Annotated in this window: 16 protein-coding genes and 1 pseudogene; 9 read left to right on the forward strand and 8 right to left on the reverse strand. The window is 70.2% G+C overall.

Annotated elements, in window-relative coordinates; all coding sequences use genetic code 11:
* Positions 1 to 128: 128 nt before the first annotated feature.
* From G4D86_RS10440 to G4D86_RS10475, 8 genes and pseudogenes are all read right to left on the reverse strand, one after another.
* Positions 129 to 657: pseudogene (locus G4D86_RS10440) on the reverse strand (transposase); the annotation flags it as partial.
* Positions 658 to 971: 314 nt separating this feature from the next.
* Positions 972 to 1,865, reverse strand: coding sequence for an ATP-dependent sacrificial sulfur transferase LarE (gene larE, locus G4D86_RS10445; RefSeq protein ID WP_163992258.1), 894 nt, complete (start codon positions 1,863 to 1,865; stop codon positions 972 to 974).
* Between the two features lie 101 nt (positions 1,866 to 1,966).
* Positions 1,967 to 2,761, reverse strand: coding sequence for an adenylyl-sulfate kinase (gene cysC, locus G4D86_RS10450; protein WP_163992260.1), 795 nt, complete (start codon positions 2,759 to 2,761; stop codon positions 1,967 to 1,969).
* Positions 2,762 to 2,954: 193 nt separating this feature from the next.
* Complete coding sequence (locus G4D86_RS10455) at positions 2,955 to 3,383, reverse strand: M67 family metallopeptidase (RefSeq protein WP_163992262.1); 429 nt, start codon at positions 3,381 to 3,383, stop codon at positions 2,955 to 2,957.
* Entirely contained in the window at positions 3,380 to 4,024 is a 645-nt protein-coding gene (locus G4D86_RS10460) for a ThiF family adenylyltransferase (RefSeq protein ID WP_163992263.1), read from the reverse strand. Before G4D86_RS10460 ends, G4D86_RS10455 begins: the two co-directional genes overlap by 4 nt.
* Positions 4,025 to 4,027: 3 nt before the next feature.
* Positions 4,028 to 4,300, reverse strand: a complete 273-nt coding sequence (locus G4D86_RS10465) for a MoaD/ThiS family protein (protein WP_163992265.1) — start codon at positions 4,298 to 4,300, stop codon at positions 4,028 to 4,030.
* A 6-nt stretch (positions 4,301 to 4,306) separates the two neighbouring features.
* On the reverse strand, positions 4,307 to 4,546 hold the full coding sequence (locus G4D86_RS10470; protein ID WP_163992267.1) for a sulfurtransferase TusA family protein: 240 nt from the start codon (positions 4,544 to 4,546) through the stop codon (positions 4,307 to 4,309).
* Positions 4,534 to 5,310, reverse strand: a complete 777-nt coding sequence (locus G4D86_RS10475) for a HesA/MoeB/ThiF family protein (RefSeq protein WP_163992269.1) — start codon at positions 5,308 to 5,310, stop codon at positions 4,534 to 4,536. Before G4D86_RS10475 ends, G4D86_RS10470 begins: the two co-directional genes overlap by 13 nt.
* A 123-nt stretch (positions 5,311 to 5,433) precedes the next feature.
* Here G4D86_RS10475 and G4D86_RS10480 point away from each other — a divergent pair, with 123 nt between their 5' ends.
* From G4D86_RS10480 to G4D86_RS10520, 9 genes are all read left to right on the forward strand, one after another.
* Positions 5,434 to 5,907, forward strand: a complete 474-nt coding sequence (locus tag G4D86_RS10480; RefSeq protein ID WP_205519530.1) for a hypothetical protein — start codon at positions 5,434 to 5,436, stop codon at positions 5,905 to 5,907.
* A 113-nt stretch (positions 5,908 to 6,020) separates the two neighbouring features.
* Positions 6,021 to 7,304, forward strand: coding sequence for a sensor histidine kinase (locus tag G4D86_RS10485; protein WP_163992273.1), 1,284 nt, complete (start codon positions 6,021 to 6,023; stop codon positions 7,302 to 7,304).
* Positions 7,301 to 8,044: a response regulator gene (locus tag G4D86_RS10490; RefSeq protein WP_163992275.1), complete on the forward strand. Its 744-nt coding sequence runs from the start codon at positions 7,301 to 7,303 to the stop codon at positions 8,042 to 8,044. Before G4D86_RS10485 ends, G4D86_RS10490 begins: the two co-directional genes overlap by 4 nt.
* A 120-nt stretch (positions 8,045 to 8,164) precedes the next feature.
* Positions 8,165 to 8,728 carry a peptidoglycan-binding domain-containing protein gene (locus G4D86_RS10495; protein ID WP_163992277.1) on the forward strand — a complete coding sequence of 188 codons (564 nt, stop codon included), beginning with the start codon at positions 8,165 to 8,167 and terminating at the stop codon, positions 8,726 to 8,728.
* A gap of 318 nt (positions 8,729 to 9,046) precedes the next feature.
* Entirely contained in the window at positions 9,047 to 11,020 is a 1,974-nt protein-coding gene (locus G4D86_RS10500) for a hypothetical protein (RefSeq protein WP_163992280.1), read from the forward strand.
* A gap of 22 nt (positions 11,021 to 11,042) precedes the next feature.
* Positions 11,043 to 12,755, forward strand: coding sequence for a class I adenylate-forming enzyme family protein (locus G4D86_RS10505; protein ID WP_163992281.1), 1,713 nt, complete (start codon positions 11,043 to 11,045; stop codon positions 12,753 to 12,755).
* Between the two features lie 434 nt (positions 12,756 to 13,189).
* Positions 13,190 to 13,576, forward strand: a complete 387-nt coding sequence (locus G4D86_RS10510; RefSeq protein WP_163992283.1) for a DUF4280 domain-containing protein — start codon at positions 13,190 to 13,192, stop codon at positions 13,574 to 13,576.
* Positions 13,569 to 14,588 (forward strand): type VI secretion system protein IglI family protein, encoded by a 1,020-nt coding sequence (locus G4D86_RS10515; protein WP_163992285.1) that lies wholly within the window; start codon positions 13,569 to 13,571, stop codon positions 14,586 to 14,588. The genes G4D86_RS10510 and G4D86_RS10515 overlap by 8 nt, the downstream gene beginning before the upstream one ends.
* 4 nt (positions 14,589 to 14,592) lie before the next feature.
* Entirely contained in the window at positions 14,593 to 15,459 is an 867-nt protein-coding gene (locus tag G4D86_RS10520) for a type VI secretion system baseplate subunit TssG (RefSeq protein ID WP_163992287.1), read from the forward strand.
* The last annotated feature ends 7 nt before the right edge of the window (positions 15,460 to 15,466 follow it).

Below are 15,466 nucleotides of genomic sequence, written 5' to 3' on the forward strand. Positions count from 1 at the left end.
ACCATCCGCTTCACCATCTGCGCCTTGAATGCATCCGTGTACGGCACCGCGTTCTGCCTGCTCTCGCCCCCAGGGCGTCGTCAACTCGGCACGTCAGCCGAGGCGACATGTTCCCTGACACAGGGGGCCTTCCTCCAGAGCCGGTGCACCCGCTTCACGTTGACGGCAGGCCCGTCACGCCGCAGCAGGGCCCAAGCCCGCCGGTAGCCGAACCGGGGGCGTGCCCGAGCAATGCCGCGCAGCTTCTCCACCAGGGCCGCGTCCTTCGCCTCCTTGCGGCTGGCGTAGCCCAGGCTGCTGCGGGCCACCTGTAGCAGCGCGCACGCCCGGCGTTGCGACACGCCTCGCTCCTCGGCGTACCGCACCTGCCGGCGGCGGACGGGCGCGCTCACCATTTCTTGTGGAGATTTCCTTCATGACCTCGATTTCGAGGTCCCTCTCGGCCAGCAGCTTCTTCAGTCGCGCGTTCTCCTTCTCCAGCTCCTTGAGCCGAGCTGCGTCGCTGGCCTCCATGCCGCCAAACTTCTGCCGCCACCGGTAGAGCGTCTGCTCGGTGATGCCGTGCTTCCGCGCCACCTCCACCACGCTGGCGCCAGGGGCCTCCGCCTCCCGCAGGATGCGGACCATCTGCTCCTCATTGAATCTGCTCTTCCTCACGACCGACCTGCCTCCTGGCCGCGAGGACGCTCTCACGCTTCAACTGGTCCGAGAATTGGGGAGCAGACCACTCCAAGCTAGCGCAGGCGTGCAGGACGGGCATCATGGCGTCTGAGCCGCCGGGAGACTGTTCCCGGCGGTGACTGCAAACGCTTCCAGTCAGCTGAGCGTTCCCTCAAGCGGGAGCGGAGCCGGGCTGCTTGCACCATGAGGCAACGCGGGCAAAGAAGAAGCCCCGCAACCCGGTGAGGTTGCGGGGCTTCTGAATGTGGAGGCGGCGGGAATCGAACCCGCCGCCACCGCTCCACCGCGGCTCAGCTCACCACAGGCAGCGAGAACCCCGCGACCTTCCCAGCCTCCGGCCGCGCCACGCCCGCCGCCTCGTTCATGCGTCCCGAACGGAACGGCTCCAGATCCAACGACACGAACTTGAACCCCAGCGCCAGGAACGCAGCGTTGACCTTCTGGCGCACGTCCGCGGCCAGGAAGCGCTCGTACTCCTCCGCCGCCACCTCCAGCCGCGCCACCTCCTGGTGGTAGCGCACGCGGAACTGCCGGAAGCCCAGCTTGCGCATCTCGGACTCCGCGGAGGCAATCTGGATGAGCCGGTCCCGCGTCACCGCCGTGCCGTACGGAATGCGCGACGCCAGGCACGCCATCTGCGGCTTGTCCCACGTGGGCAGCCCCAACGACTGGCTCCAGGCGCGAATCTCGTCCTTCGTCAGCCCCGCCTGCGCCAGCGGAGACACCACCTTGTGCTCCTGCGCCGCCTTGTGCCCGGGCCGGTGGTCCTTGAAGTCGTCCGCGTTGAAGCCGTCCAGCACCACCGCCAGGCCCAACTCGCTCCGCCGGACCTCGCAGATGTCGTACAGCTCGGTCTTGCAGAAGTAGCAGCGGTTGGTCGGGTTGGCCGCGTACTGCGGATTCGCCAGCTCGTTGCTGCCCACCACCACGTGCCGCGCACCCATCCGCTCCGCCAGCTCCCGCGCCTCCTGCGCCTCTTCCGGCGCGACAGAGGCGGACAGCGCGGTGAGCGCCAGGGCGCGCTCGCCCAATTCCTCCACCGCGACCTTCAGCACAAAGGTGGAATCCACGCCTCCGGAGAAGGCCACCAGCGCACTGCCATGGGCGCGCAGCGCGGCGCGCATGGCCTCCAGCTTCGGGCGCGAGGACTCACACAGGCTCTGGATCCGCTCGGGGCTCAGCATGGGGGAACTCCTAAAACGGAAGGGCCCCGGATTGCACGCGGAAGACGCGGCAACCTGGAGCCCTTCAGGGTGATGGGAGCGTGGGCCGGACGGCCCCTCGCTCAGCGGGCCTTGTTCTTCGCGGGCTTCTTGGCCGAGGGGGCCGGCTTCGCCACCCGGGCCGCGCGCGTCGCCGGACGCGCCTTGGCGCCCTTGTCCGCCTTCGCGGCGGCCTTGGCGGCCGGACGGGCCTCGTCACCGCGGCGGGCCTTGGCGCCCTTGTCCGCCTTGGCGGCGCCCTTCTCCGCCTTCTCGGCCTTCTCGCCCTTGGCCGGCAGCGGGTTGGCCTTCATCTTCTTGCCGGTGATGATCTTCAGCTCCTCGGTGTTCATGTAGCCGAGGTCCAGGAGCGACTGGAAGATCTTCGCCGCGCCGTCCTCCACCGACTCGACGTCGGAGTGGATCGTCACTTCCGGCGAGTTGGGCGGCTCGTACGGCTCGGTGATGCCGATGAAGTTGGGAATCTCGCCGTTGAGCGCCTTCTTGTAGCGACCGGTGCTGTCGCGCTCGATGAGCTTCTCGGTCGGGCAGTCGACGTAGACCTCGACGTAGCGGCCGACGGCGCGACGGTTCTCCTCGCGGCCCGTCTTGTACGGGCTCACGCAGGCCACCAGCGCCGCGACGCCGTTGCGGGTCAGGAGGTTCGCAACGAAGCCGAGGCGGCGGACCACCGTGGTGCGGTCCTCCTTCGCATCGCCCAGCCCGGCCCAGAGCGCCTCGCCGAGCTCCCCTTCGTCGAGGATCTCCACGTGGCGGCCAACCTGCCGCAGGCGCGCCGCGATGTATGCCGCCGTCGTGCTCTTCCCGGTCCCGGACATGCCGGTCAGCCAGAGGGTGAAACCAGTGTTGGGGGCCATAAGCCTGTTCAACTCCCTGCGTCCGGAGCGCTTCTTGCAAGCTGCAGGTGGACGCCGCAGATCCAGAAGATGCGCGTGGTTATAGACGAAAACCCCCTCACTTGACAATTCGCACACACCTTTCCGCAGGTGGGGTGAGCGGGCAGTCAAGTGCCTGCCGACACATGGGTTTTTCGTTTATGAAATGACTTTTTCAGGGCTCTTGGAGCCTGAAATCGTCCCCCTGCCACCCGTACTGACACACCCAGACCACACAGCCTCGGTGTACGGATCCGATGAGGTAGGAAACTCCGGGCAGCAGCGGGTGACCTTCCGGGGCTGCCTGGGCCCGGTCTTCCGGGGAGAACGTGGCGGGTGACTCCACGTGGGAGTGGAAGACGCACACCACCCGCTCTGCCCGTGCGTCCGCCTCCATGGAGACGGCCAGCCACTCCTCGGGGGCGAAGGCGTAGGCGGTGTGCGGGCGGGCGGCGGCGTTGCGCAGCGGGCGGACCCTCCACGGGCCCGCGTCCCCCGTCTGGAGAATCACCCCACAGCCCTCTTCGGGGTACGCGGACTCCAGGTGGTGCACCACCGCGTCGCGGACGGCCAGCGGCCAGCCGGGCTCGGGCCAGCGGATCACGGCCGGGCCGGCTCCGGGCTCGCGGCGGCGCAGCGGGCACACTTGCGCACTTCCAGTTCCTCCACGACGCCCGGAGCGACCAGCCAGCGGCCTCCCAGCGCGGGGCCCAGGCCCAGCCGCAGCCGCTGGAACACCAGGGCGCCCAGCGCCCCCAGGGCCACGCCCAGCGCGCCGTCCGGGGGCTGGACGAGGTGCCGCACCGTCTCCCCGAAGCACCAGACACAGCCGTCCGCGCCACGGAAGACGACGGCCGCCCGCATGCCGTCGCCGCCCAGGGCCACCCACGGGGCCTCGCCGCTCCAGCCCGAGGGCAGCTCCGCCACCAGTCCCCCACCCCGCCCGGCGCCGGCCGCGTCCGGGTTCAGTTGGGGCACCGCCGCGTCGAGGGCCTCCACCGCGGGGCGGCCCACGTCGTCCGCCGACACGAGGAAGCCAGGCGCCCACGGGCCCAGCGGCAGCGAGCCCGTGCCCACCACCGGGGTGCCGCCTCCGGCGAGGTACGCCGCGGCCGTCATCCCCGAGGCGCCGGTGGCATCCACCCGCGCGGTGCCCGCCAGCAGCGCCTCCTGCCCGCGTCCGCCCACGTCGCGCAGGAGGATCTGCCGCGAGTAGCGGAGGATCTGGTCCTCACGCAGCACCATGCCTCAGCCTCCCGCCATGGCGGGGATGAGCGTGAGGCGGTCCGTGTCCGCCACCGGCGTGTCCAGCTCGCGCAGGGCGCGGATGTCCTCGTCGTTGAGGAAGACGTTGACGTAGCGGCGCACGGCACCGCGCTCGTCGAGGAGGCGCGCGCCGATGCCGGGGAAGCGCGCGTCCAAGTCTTTCAGCACCTCGCGCACGGTGGCGCCGGAGGCGGTGACTTCGGACTGGTTGCGCGTGAAGGTGCGCATCGGAGTGGGAATGCGGATGGTCGTCATGATGGCTCACCGTCCCTGCTTGCGAAGCAACAACACGTGGGTACCGTCGGGGCGCGGCTCCAGGGACACGACTTCGTGCCCCTCGTCGCGCGCGCTGCGAGGCACGTTCTTCAGCGGCTCGGCGCCGCGCAGGAGCACCTCCAGCAGCGTCCCCGGCTCCAGCGCCTCCAGCTTCAGCTTGGTGCGCACGTAGGTCATCGGACAGACCTCGCGCGTGATGTCGAGCGTGGCCTTCACCTCGGACATGACTCGGCCTCCTGTGCGGCCTCCGGGTACTCCGGCACGGCGGTGACGCGGCAGCCCGGGCAGTCGGGCGCGCGCTCCACCCGGACGCGGCGGCCCAGCAGCGACACGCCGTCCAGCACGTGCAGCGTGGCCTCGCCAGGGACGGGGCGCGCGGCGCCGGACAGCAGCTCCAGCGCGAGCAGCGACTGCACCGCGCCCACCAACCCCGCGAGCGAGCCGAGCACCCCTGCCTGCGCGCACGTGGGCACCGCGTCCGGCGGAGGCGGTGCCTCGTAGAGACAGCGCAGGCACGGTCCGCGAGGGTCCACCCGCATCGCCTGTCCCTGCATGCGCAGCACGCCCCCATAGACGAGCGGCACGCCCGTGAGCACCGCCACGTCCGAGAGGAAGAACTTGGTGGCCACCCCGTCCGTGGCGTCGATGACGGCGTCGTGCGCGCGGAAGAGGGCCTCCGCGTTGCCCGCGTCCACGCGCTCCGGCAGGGCCTCGGTGGACAGCGCGGGGAACGCGCGCGCCAGGCCCGCGGCGGCGGACTCCGCCTTGTTGCGGCCCACGTCGGCGGGCCGGTGCCAGAGCTGGCGCGGCAGGTTCGTCATGTCCACGCGGTCCGGGTCCGCGAGCGTCAGGTGGCCGACACCGGCCTGCGCCAGTGCCAGCGACGCCGGGCAGCCCAGGCCGCCGGCACCCACGAGGAGCACCCGGGCGCGCTCGAGGCGCGAGGCGTGGGGGATGCGGGGATGATGGTCGGTGTCGTGCCCATGCATCGGATTGCCCCTTCGCGGGGGGTCGGAAGCGAATAAGGTGCGTGCCCCTGCGTCCACCGAGAAGAAGGGCGCAGGCGCCCACCCACCGTGCCGCTTCGACGCGGACCTCACCTGCCAGGACATATGAGAAACCTGCCCGGCGTGCTCGTCTTTTCCACCGCCCTCCTCCTGGCGGTCGGCTGCCACAAGAACACCGGCGAGGGCCCCGGGCCCACCGACGCGTCCGCCTCCCAGCCGGACCCGCGCGACGCCATGGAGGCCGTGAAGGACGCGGGCGTCCCCTCGGACGGCGCCCAGACGGGCACCTCGCGCGGTGCCCTGACTGCCTCTGACGACGCGGGCGCGCCCTCCAGGGACGCAGGCCCGGCCTCGAAGGACGCCGGTGGCATGGCGAAGAGCGGCGGTGACCGCAAGACGCAGGAGGCCTGCGTGGACCGCTGGCTCGAGAGCCACGGCCTGGACAAGTACGGCCACCCCGAAGGCACCATGTACGCGGGCGGCACGCCGCTCTTCGACGAGCGCACCGGCGAGCAGAAGGACCGGCTGGAGTACGTCTTCCAGCGCAAGCCGGAGGCCCGCCAGGCCTGCGCGAAGTGACGCGGGGCGGTGCCGCGCGAGGCCCCGGGCGTGCCCCCTCCCCCACCCGGGAGGGAAGCAAGCCGCTCCCCGGATTTCCGCCCGCCCGCCCGCTCCCGTAAGCTGCCTGCCCGATGAACACCCATCTCGCTGTGGGCGAGGAGACGCCAGCCAATGACCTGCGCGCCCGCGTGCGGGAGGTGCTGGAGCGCCGCAAGCTGACGGACAGTGTCTCCGCGGAACAGGCCACCGCGTCCTGGGAACAGGACCGCTTCGTTGCCCGCGCCCGCGCGCTCTTCTACGCGCGGATGATGTTCCTCACGCTGGGCCTGCTCATCCTCGCGGTGCCCGCGTGGAGCGGCTACTTCGGCCTCACCGGGCCGTTCTCCTTCGTGGGCTACTTCACGATGCTGCTCTACAGCGTCGCGAACCTGCTCGTCATAGACCACCCGAAGGCCGGCCGCTGGGTGACGTACACCACGCTCTGCCTCGACCTGACCATCATGGTCGTGCTCATCGCCAAGCCCGTGGTGGGCGGCGGTCTGCAGAGTCCGCTGCTCGCCACGCAGCTGCTCTTCACCACGCTGTTCTCCATCCTCTACCCCAAGCCGCTGGCCATCCTCCCGCCGCTGCTGGCGCTGCCGATTACCACGCGGCTCGATCTGCTCCTCAACCGCTCGGTGACGGCGGTGGAGCTGCTCACGCTGCTCTGGTACCTCGCGCTCAACTTCATCATCGTCTACGTGCTCGTGTACCTGAACGAGCGCGAGGCCACCGCGCACCGCGAGGTGGTGGCGCTCCAGGGCGACTTGAAGGAGCTGGCCGTGGTGGAGGAGCGCAACCGCCTGGCGCGCGAAATCCATGACGGCCTGGGCGCTTCGCTCTCGTCCATGATCATCCAGGCCGAGTACATCCTGAACCTCGCGCGCGAGGACGGGCTGCGCTCGGAGATCCGCGAGCTGAAGGCCACCGCGGAGGAGTCCATCGAGGAGCTGCGCCGCAACCTGCGGATGATGCGCGAGGACTTCGAGCTGGCGCAGGGCCTGGAGGACTACGCGAAGACGTTCCGCGAGCGCACCGGCCTGGACATCCGCTTCGAGCGCACCGGCCTGCAGCGCAAGCTGTCCCCGGACGCGCAGCTCGCGCTGTTCCGCATCCTCCAGGAGTCGCTGTCCAACGCGGTGAAGCACGCGGAGGCGAAGGCCGTGTACGTGCGGCTCGACTTCAGCGAGGACCGCGTGCACCTCATCGTCCGCGATGACGGCAAGGGCTTCGACCCGTCCCGCACGCCGCGCGGCCACTACGGCCTGCTGAACATGCGCGAGCGCGCCATGAAGCTCGGCGGCCAGCTCATCGTGGACTCGTCGCCGGGCGCTGGCGCCCAGGTGGCCTTCTCGCTTCCCTGTATGCCGTCATGACCGGAGCCCCCGTGGACGCCCCTCCCGCCGCGCCCCCCATCCGCGTCTTCGTGGTGGAAGACCAGACGAAGATCCTCAAGAACCAGCTCCGCCTCTTCGAGGGTCAACAGGACATCGACATCGTCGGCACCGCGCTGTCCGGCGAGGCCGCGCTGGAGGAAGTGCCCAAGCTGATGCCTGACGTGCTCCTGCTGGATCTGGGGCTGCCGCGCATGAGCGGCATCGACGTCACGCGCGAGGTGAAGGCGCGCTTCCCGAAGATGGAGATCCTCATCTTCACCATCTTCGACGAGGAGGACAAAGTGCTGGAGGCGGTGAAGGCCGGCGCGTCCGGCTACCTCCTCAAGGGCGCCCCGGTGGACAAGATCATCGAGGCCATCAAGGAGGTCCGCGCGGGCGGCACCGTCATCCAGCCCAACCTCGCCCGCCGCCTCTTGCGTCACTTCCGCGTGGACCCGGACTCCGGCCCTGTCCTCACCGAGCCCCCGGCCCCCGCGCCGGAAGTCCCCCCGGAGGTCGTGTCCGCCCAGGAGCCCCCGCTCAAGCCGCTGTCGGACCGCGAGCGCGAAATCCTCCAGCTCATCGCCAAGGGGGTGTCGAACAGCGAGGCGGCCCGGCTCCTCAGCCTCAGCAAGGCCACCATCCGCACCCACCTGGAGCACATCTACCGGAAGCTCGAGGTCACCAACCGCGTCGAGGCCGTCACCGAGGGTATCCGTAAGGGCTTGATTTCCGTGTGAAACGGAAGCTCCATCCCACCTTTAGCGACTTTGCGCACTTCGTAAGCAACTTCCGGATGTAGGTCCCGATAACTCTCTTGTACTGAGAATTTCGCCCCCCAAGAGAGAACGAGGCCTCCCATGCTCCAGGTCGGTTCGCGCGGTTCGGATGTGACGCGGCTCCAGCAGACCCTGTCTCGCGCTGGCTACAACACGGGCGCGGCGGACGGCATCTTCGGGGCGAAGACGAAGGCGGCGGTGGTGGCATACCAGCGCTCGCACCACCTGGCGGCGGACGGCATCGTGGGCAACAACACGGGCCGCTCCATCTTCAACTCGCGCAACCAGGACATGTGGGACGGCAAGCCGGACGGCGGCCGCCCCGGCAGCACCCAGGGCACCCCGGGCAACTTCCCGGTGAATGGCAGCAACCGGCAGAAGCTGGACTTCGCGTCGAACCTGGCCCGGCAGATGGGGCTGACGATTACGTCCACCACGGGCGGCACGCACACGCCGGGCTCGTACCACTACAAGGGCCGCGCCATCGACGTGGCGGGCAGCCCGTCGCAGATGGCCGCGTACTACCGCCGCCTCGCCGGCTCGCGCCCCACCGAGCTGTTCTATGACCCGGTGGGTGGCATCAAGAACGGCACCAACATCGGCGCCATCGGCGGCCACGGCGACCACGTGCACGTGGCGTACTGAGACACGCTGAAGCGTCCGGGCCCGGCGCATGGGCCGTCAGACACCAGTCATGACATGACATGAGGGCCCGGGCGCCAGTGCGTGCTCGGGCCCTTCTGCTTTGGGTCCGCGCTCCGCCTCGAGTCCCCGTCCTCCGGCTGCGTTCCCCCGGGACGCGGCATCGTCCCGGCGGGACGGCGCGCCCTGTGGGTTCTCCGTCGCGCTCACGGCGCAACAGGCTGGCGCCCCGCCCTCGCGGCGTCACGGCACGTGGGTTGCTGTTGGTGGCGGGACGAGACCGCATCACCCCATGCGGCCGCCCCACCAGGAGAGGGCACGATGAGCGTCTACCTGCTCGACAAGGACCACCTCTGGCAGTTGATGCCGAACGGAGTGCCGAAGGGAGACTTCGTCCGGTGGCAGGACCCGGTGGGCAACGAGTACGTCGTGCCGAGCACCAAGAAGGTCTACCAGCTGGCGTTCGTCGGGTACGGCAGCAGCATCGCCTACTACATCAATGCCCTCCGTCAGCGCAGCGCGGAGATACCCGGCTTCAAGTGGTCCCGCACCGTCATCATCGGCAACAAGGACGCGTGGGAGGCCACCATCCGCGGCGAGGGGTTCATCAACCACGAGGTCCACAACATCGCCCAGTGGAGCGACCAGGTCCCCAGGTACACCACGAAGTACCTCCCCCGTCAGGACTGGGTCGCGCAGAACAGTGACGTCCTCGCCTGGGCGGTGAAGCAGGGAGCCCACCGCACTGGCGGCAACCTCCTCAGGTCCGTCAGCCGGAAAGGGGACCTCTTCGCGCTGGACGTGGGCGGAGACGCCCCCGTCCTGGCCGCCAAGGTCATCCTCGGGATGGGCGCCGGGCCGCACTTCACCTTCCCGTATGAGCGGTACGTGCCCCAGCCGGCGCCGAACGTGAGGCAGGACTCCGAAGCAATGGAGTTCCTGCGCAGCCGAATCATCAACCTGGACCGCTTCATGCTGATGCACCCGGAGAACGCCGAGAGCGACAAGGAGGACCTGACGGTCATCATCCATGGCGCCAACGCGGGCATCGACGCCGTTCAGCGAGCCCGTGAGCACGGGTACACCGTCTACCTGTTCCGCAGCGAGGAGCCCGCATGGCTCAGCGGCAACCGCCTGAGCGTCAGCCCCACCAAGAGCCGCCTCCAGCTCGACCTCCCCGAGGACGATGACGAGGAGAACGGCGTCACCGAGGTGAAGGTCTCCGCCCGGAACGACAAGGTGACCGTCAGCCTCGGGGAGACCAAGGGCAAGGTCCAGGTCGACATCGAGTTCAAGGAAGAGAGCGACCAGGAGTCCTCCTACGAGGTGGACTTCTACGTGCCGGCGCTCGGTCAGAACCCGATGGACACGGGCGCCGTCGGGGATGTGTTGAGTCGGGGCGGACTGTGCTGGGACGACCTGGAACCCATCTATGACAAGGACCAGATCTTCGGCCTTCCGTACCAGACGGTGCTCGGCATCCAGGTGAAGGAGACGACCTACGGCCGCGGCCTGCAGATCATCGGCGCCGCCGCCGAGTCCCTCGCGGCAGTCCGGCCCGACGAGGCCCGGCTCCTCAAGGGCTTGGGTGAGGCGACGAGCGTGCAGCACAACTACCGCGAGCAATTCGCCTTCACCCCACCCATCAAGGTCAACGAGACGCTCGAGGAGAGGAGGGTGCGCGAGAGCACGGTGACGTATGTCGACAAGCACGTCACGGAGGCCGAGGACTACCTCAAGCTGATCAGCGTGGGACTCCTGCTCCAGCATCAGGTGGACCCGTCGAAGGTGCCGGACCTCAAGAAGGTGTTCCCCAATGCCCAGCCCAGGGGGCTCAGCACGCCGCTCAAGCCGGCGGGCTCGGCGGTTGCCTCCGTGCTGGCGGCGGCGCAGCTCGGCGCGGTGCGGGCCGCCGCGGCGGCGCTCAACAACATGATTCCCGACCACATCGTCAAAGGGGGCGAATCCAACTTCACGACGGATGACCGCACCATGCTCGCCGTCTACATCGCGTCCGAGTTCCCCCACATCCCTCCGAAGGTCGCCGAGGCCATCGTCGAGCAGATCGTCCAGGGCCGCCGCCTGCCCTGGAAGGTGAAGCCGGAGAAGGGGCAGCTCGAAAGCACCCGCATCGGGTACAACGAGTCGCAGAGCGAGCAGATCAAGCAGTGGCTCCGCGACGAGAACGAGGCGTGGTGGGGCCCGCTGTCCCAGGCTCGGAGGACATCGGAGCAGGCCTGGCAGAAACTCTGGGACACGGCGAGCGAGATCAAGGTCTTCAACGTGGAGCAGTAACAGGCTCGAGGAAGCGCGCGCGATGCCCTTCGACCTTCGCGACATCCTCCGCCAGCTCGACGCGGACCTGCCGGACTGGCGCCAGCAGAGCTGGACCGATCCGGACGGCTTCGCCATGGCGCTCGCCGCCCACCACGCGAGCCGGGGCACGCCCGCGCCCAAGAGCCGGCCCGGGCAGCACCACGACTTCTTCCATGACCTCGTCACCCGGCACGCCGACCCGGGCGGGGTGGCGCTGCGCGCGTGGGACCCGCTGCGCGGCTGGCAGACGCTGGGCTACCGCGAGCTCCAGGACCGCGCCTCGCGCCGCGCCGCCGAGTGGGCCTCGCAGGGCGTGAAGCCCGGCGCGAAGCTGTGCCTCCTGTATGGCGTTGGACCGGAGCTGCTCGTCTCCCTCATGGCCGCCCTGAAGCTGGGCACCTGCGTCAGCCTGCTGCCGACCACGGGCACGCACTTCCTCTCGCGCCGGCTCTCGAAGCTCGCGCCGGACCACGTCGCCGCCGAGCCGCACCAGGCGCCGCTCCTCAAGGGCTTCGAGTCGCGGCTGCTGCGCTCGCGCGGAGACGCCGCGCCCGCCTTCACCTCGCACACGTACCGCCCCGACGAGCCGGTGGCGCTCCTGTTCTCTCCCCTCGTGGACCCGACGGACACGCCCGTGCCCCTCACCGCGGAAGCGGCGTGGCGGGGCGCGCTGTGCGACGGGCTGCTCACCTTCGGCCTCGGTCCCGGGGACCACCTGGCCGCGCCCGGCTTCCACTTCCTCCAGCATCAGCCGGCCCTGCTGCTGGCCACGCTGCTGCGCGGCGCCACCTTCCTCCACCTGGAGCCCGCGGACGTCGAGCGAGCGCCTGGCCTCCTCACCGAGCACCCGCTGCGCGCGCTCGGCGTCTCTCCCGCACTGAGGGACGCGCTGCTGCGCGCGCGCTCGGGCCCCCTGCGCAACGTGGCGCACTGGTTCCGCTCCGCCGACGAGCCCCTGGACTGGCAGGCCTGGCGGGACTGGGTGCGCCAGTGCGACCTCGCTGGCGTGCCCTTCTCCAACGTCCTCATCGACGCGAGCGCGGGGGGCGCGGTGATCACCTCGGGGCGGAGGGTGACGGACGTCCACACGGGCGTCGCTCCCGCTCCGGGACGGGCCTGGGCCCTGCGCGACCTCAACATGAGCGGGCAGGAGGCCGCGGGCGACGTGGGCGTCTTCACCGTGCTGCCGGACAAGAAGCGACCTCCCGGCTACGTCGTCCTCACGCGCGGGCGCGGCACGTTCCTCTTCGCCGGGACACGTGACGCCCGGCGCGAGGGGCGCGTCTACCTCGCCGCGGAGGTTGCAGCGGCGCTCGCGGACCTCCCCTTCTGCGCCGGAGCCTCGGTGTCGATCGTCCCCACGGGAGGGACTCCGGGTCATCACCGGCACGTGCTCCTCGTCTTCACCGGCGCGGAAGGCGCGGACGTCTTCGAGCGAGAGGCCGGACCGCGCCGCCAGGAGCTCCGCCGTCGCCTGGAGTTGCGGCTGGGCGCCGAGCACCTGCCGGACCGCACCGAGCTGTTCCCGCTATACCCGCGACGGACGAAGGACGGCCGCGTCGATGATGCGTGGTGCCGCTCGCAGTACCTCACAGGCGCGCTCCACCGGAAGTCCTCGGACCCGATGTTCCAGGCGCTGACGGCGCTGCGCGGCCGCGCGCTGGAGATGACGGACGCGTCCGGTGACGGCGTCCCCCCGGGTACGAAGAAGTAACGAGGCGCTCACGTGCCTTACGCGCGCCGCCGCGCGTCCCGTCGCCATGCCCCGCGGTACGAGGCGCCCCGGGAAGCAACCGGACGCTCGCGTTCCTCACGGACGCCGCGCTTCCCGGTGCGACGCATGGATGGATGAAACACCGTGTTTCATGCGTCTCGCGGCGCTCGCGTGTCCACCGGACGCCACTGCGTTCACCCGCAACGCGTGTGTATCAACCGGCTCACGGAGCGCGCGTTCACACCGGACGCCCGTGCTTCCCCCGGCAACGCGCTTTCACGCGAGAGCCCGCCGCTTCCCGTGATGCCGAGCCCGCTGGAGCGCACCGGGAGCGCGTACGCACGTACGGCGATGCGGTGTCCGCGACGCTGGCACGCTCCGCGCAAGGTCGTGCTTCGCGCCCACGAAGCACACCGGGCGCGAGGAGCGCGGACATGGGCGTCCAGGTGGTGATGGGAGCAATGCTGCAATGCAGCTTCGGCGTCGCGCCCTCGTCGCTCGTCGTCCTGCCCACCAACAAGGTGATGGGCACGACGCCCGCGGCCAACATCATGGACAACGTGCCCCTGCTCAACATCCCGCCCTTCGGGATGTGCCAGTCGCTCGCCAACCCCATGGTGGCGGCTGCGACAGCGGCGGCCCTGGGCGTGCTCACGCCCATGCCCTGCATCCCCGCCACTGCCGCACCGTGGGTGCCGGGCTGCCCCAAGGTGCTCGTGGGGAACATGCCCGCGCTGGAGAGCAACTCGAAGCTGATGTGCTCGTACGGCGGCGTCATCCAGGTCGTCACCCCCGGCCAGTTCAAGGTCATCGATGGCTGACGCGGCCCTCATCTCCGTCCCCTTCGACGGCACGCTGATGGAGCAGCCGCTGCAGGGCCCGCCTCCCCCGGCCTCCGAGGGCGACGCGCCCGACGCGAGAATCGAAGCCTTCACCGAGGCCGTCGCCCGGGGTGACTACGCCGGCGCCGCCCGGGGCGCGGAGGCGCTGCTGCGCGAGGGAGTCCACGACGCGCGGCTCGTAGGCCCGTACCTCTTCGGCGCCTTCCACGAGCAGGGGCTCCTCGCCATGGCGGGCATCTTCCGCTCCGTGCACCAGGTGCTCACCACGAGCCACGCGGCGCTCGGCCCCGAGGACAAGCGCGACGTCTTCACCGACACCGGCCTGCGCTGGTTGCTGCGCACGCTGAACAAGCACCTCGCGCACCAGGAGAAGAAACGGGACGCGACCTGGCAGCGCTGGTGCGAGCCCGACAACCGCGCCCCGCTGGAGGAGGCGCTCTCCCTCACCGAGCCCATCCTCACCGCGCTCGCCACCACCCTGCCGAAGAACGGGTGCGAGGAGCCCTTCCGCAACCTCACCCTCTGGCTGACCCGCCACGTCCAGGCACTGCCCCGGCCCGCACCTCCCACGCCTCCCGAGCCTGAGCCCACCTCCGCGCCCACTGCCGCCACGAGTGCGCCAACTCCGGCCGCGCCCGCCCAGGCTCCCGTGGCGCCGCCCCCCGCCCCGGGCCTGCCCATCTCCCCGGCCATGGCGCTGCTGCTGCGCAAGCTGGAGGCGTTCGACACGCTGCTGGCGAAGGGCGAAATCACCAAGGCAGGCGTGGTGGCCGCGGACGTGGTGGGCACGGTGGAGCGCTTCGACCCGCGCGTCTACCTGCCGTCGCTCTTCTCACGCTTCTACAGCGGACTGAGCACGCACGCGCGCGAGCTGGAACCCTTCCTGCATGAAGCCGACTCACTGCCCCAGCGCGCCCTGGAGCAGCTCTATCGCGTGGACCTGGACGCCTTCCTGGCCCAGCCCGTGAGCCGGCGCGGAGAGGAGGACTGACGCCATGGACAACCCATCCATCGAGCAGCGCATCACCGAGCGCATCCAGTCCTTCGACCTGCCCGCGCTGATGGACCTGCTCGCCAAGGAGGGCTACGGCGAGAGCGACATCGAGCTGCGCAGCCACCGCGGCACCGTGCACGCGCCCCACCTGGTGCAATCCATCACCTTCGTGCGCCAGCCCCGCCGCGCCATCGTCACCCTCAACCTGGGCCTGCTCAGCGTGCAGACGCCGCTGCCCTCCTTCTTCCTCAAGGCCATGGAGCGGCTGGAGCACGATGCGCTGGAGAGCTTTCTCGGGTACTTCGACCACGTCCTCTTGCGCGCGCGCGTCGCCGGCCTCTTCCCGGAGCGGGACGCGTCGCTGCTCCCCGGCTGGGAGGGCAACGCCCGACACCGCCTGGGCCTGCTGCGCCCCGCGTGCCCCAGCACCCTGCACTGGCTCTTCGCCCACGCCTTCCCGGAGGCCGAGGTCCGCGTGCAGCGCGCCACCCGGCGCCAGCGCATCGACACGCACGGCGTGCGGCTGGGTGGCACGGTGCTCGGAGATGGCAACGCCATGGGCGGCTTCGCCACCATCCCCACCGGCGGCATGGAGGCGTGGCTGTACACCCATGAGGCAACCTCCGGCACCGGCACGCCGTGGGCCGTGGAGGCACGCCGCCGCCTGCGCTCGCGCGTGCTGCCGCACCTGGCGGACACGCCGCTCTTGCTCACCGTGCTGCTGGTGCTCAGGGACCAGCACGGCCACGCCCGAATCGAAGACACCCACCACCTGGGCTACGAGCCCATCATCGGCGGTCCCGCCGAACAGCCGCGACAGGCCGTCCTCTTCTCCGGGGACACGTCGCGCCACCACCTGACGCAGTGACGTCGCA

The sequence above is a fragment of the Pyxidicoccus caerfyrddinensis genome, assembly GCF_010894405.1.
In the GTDB taxonomy this organism is placed as follows: domain Bacteria; phylum Myxococcota; class Myxococcia; order Myxococcales; family Myxococcaceae; genus Myxococcus; species Myxococcus caerfyrddinensis.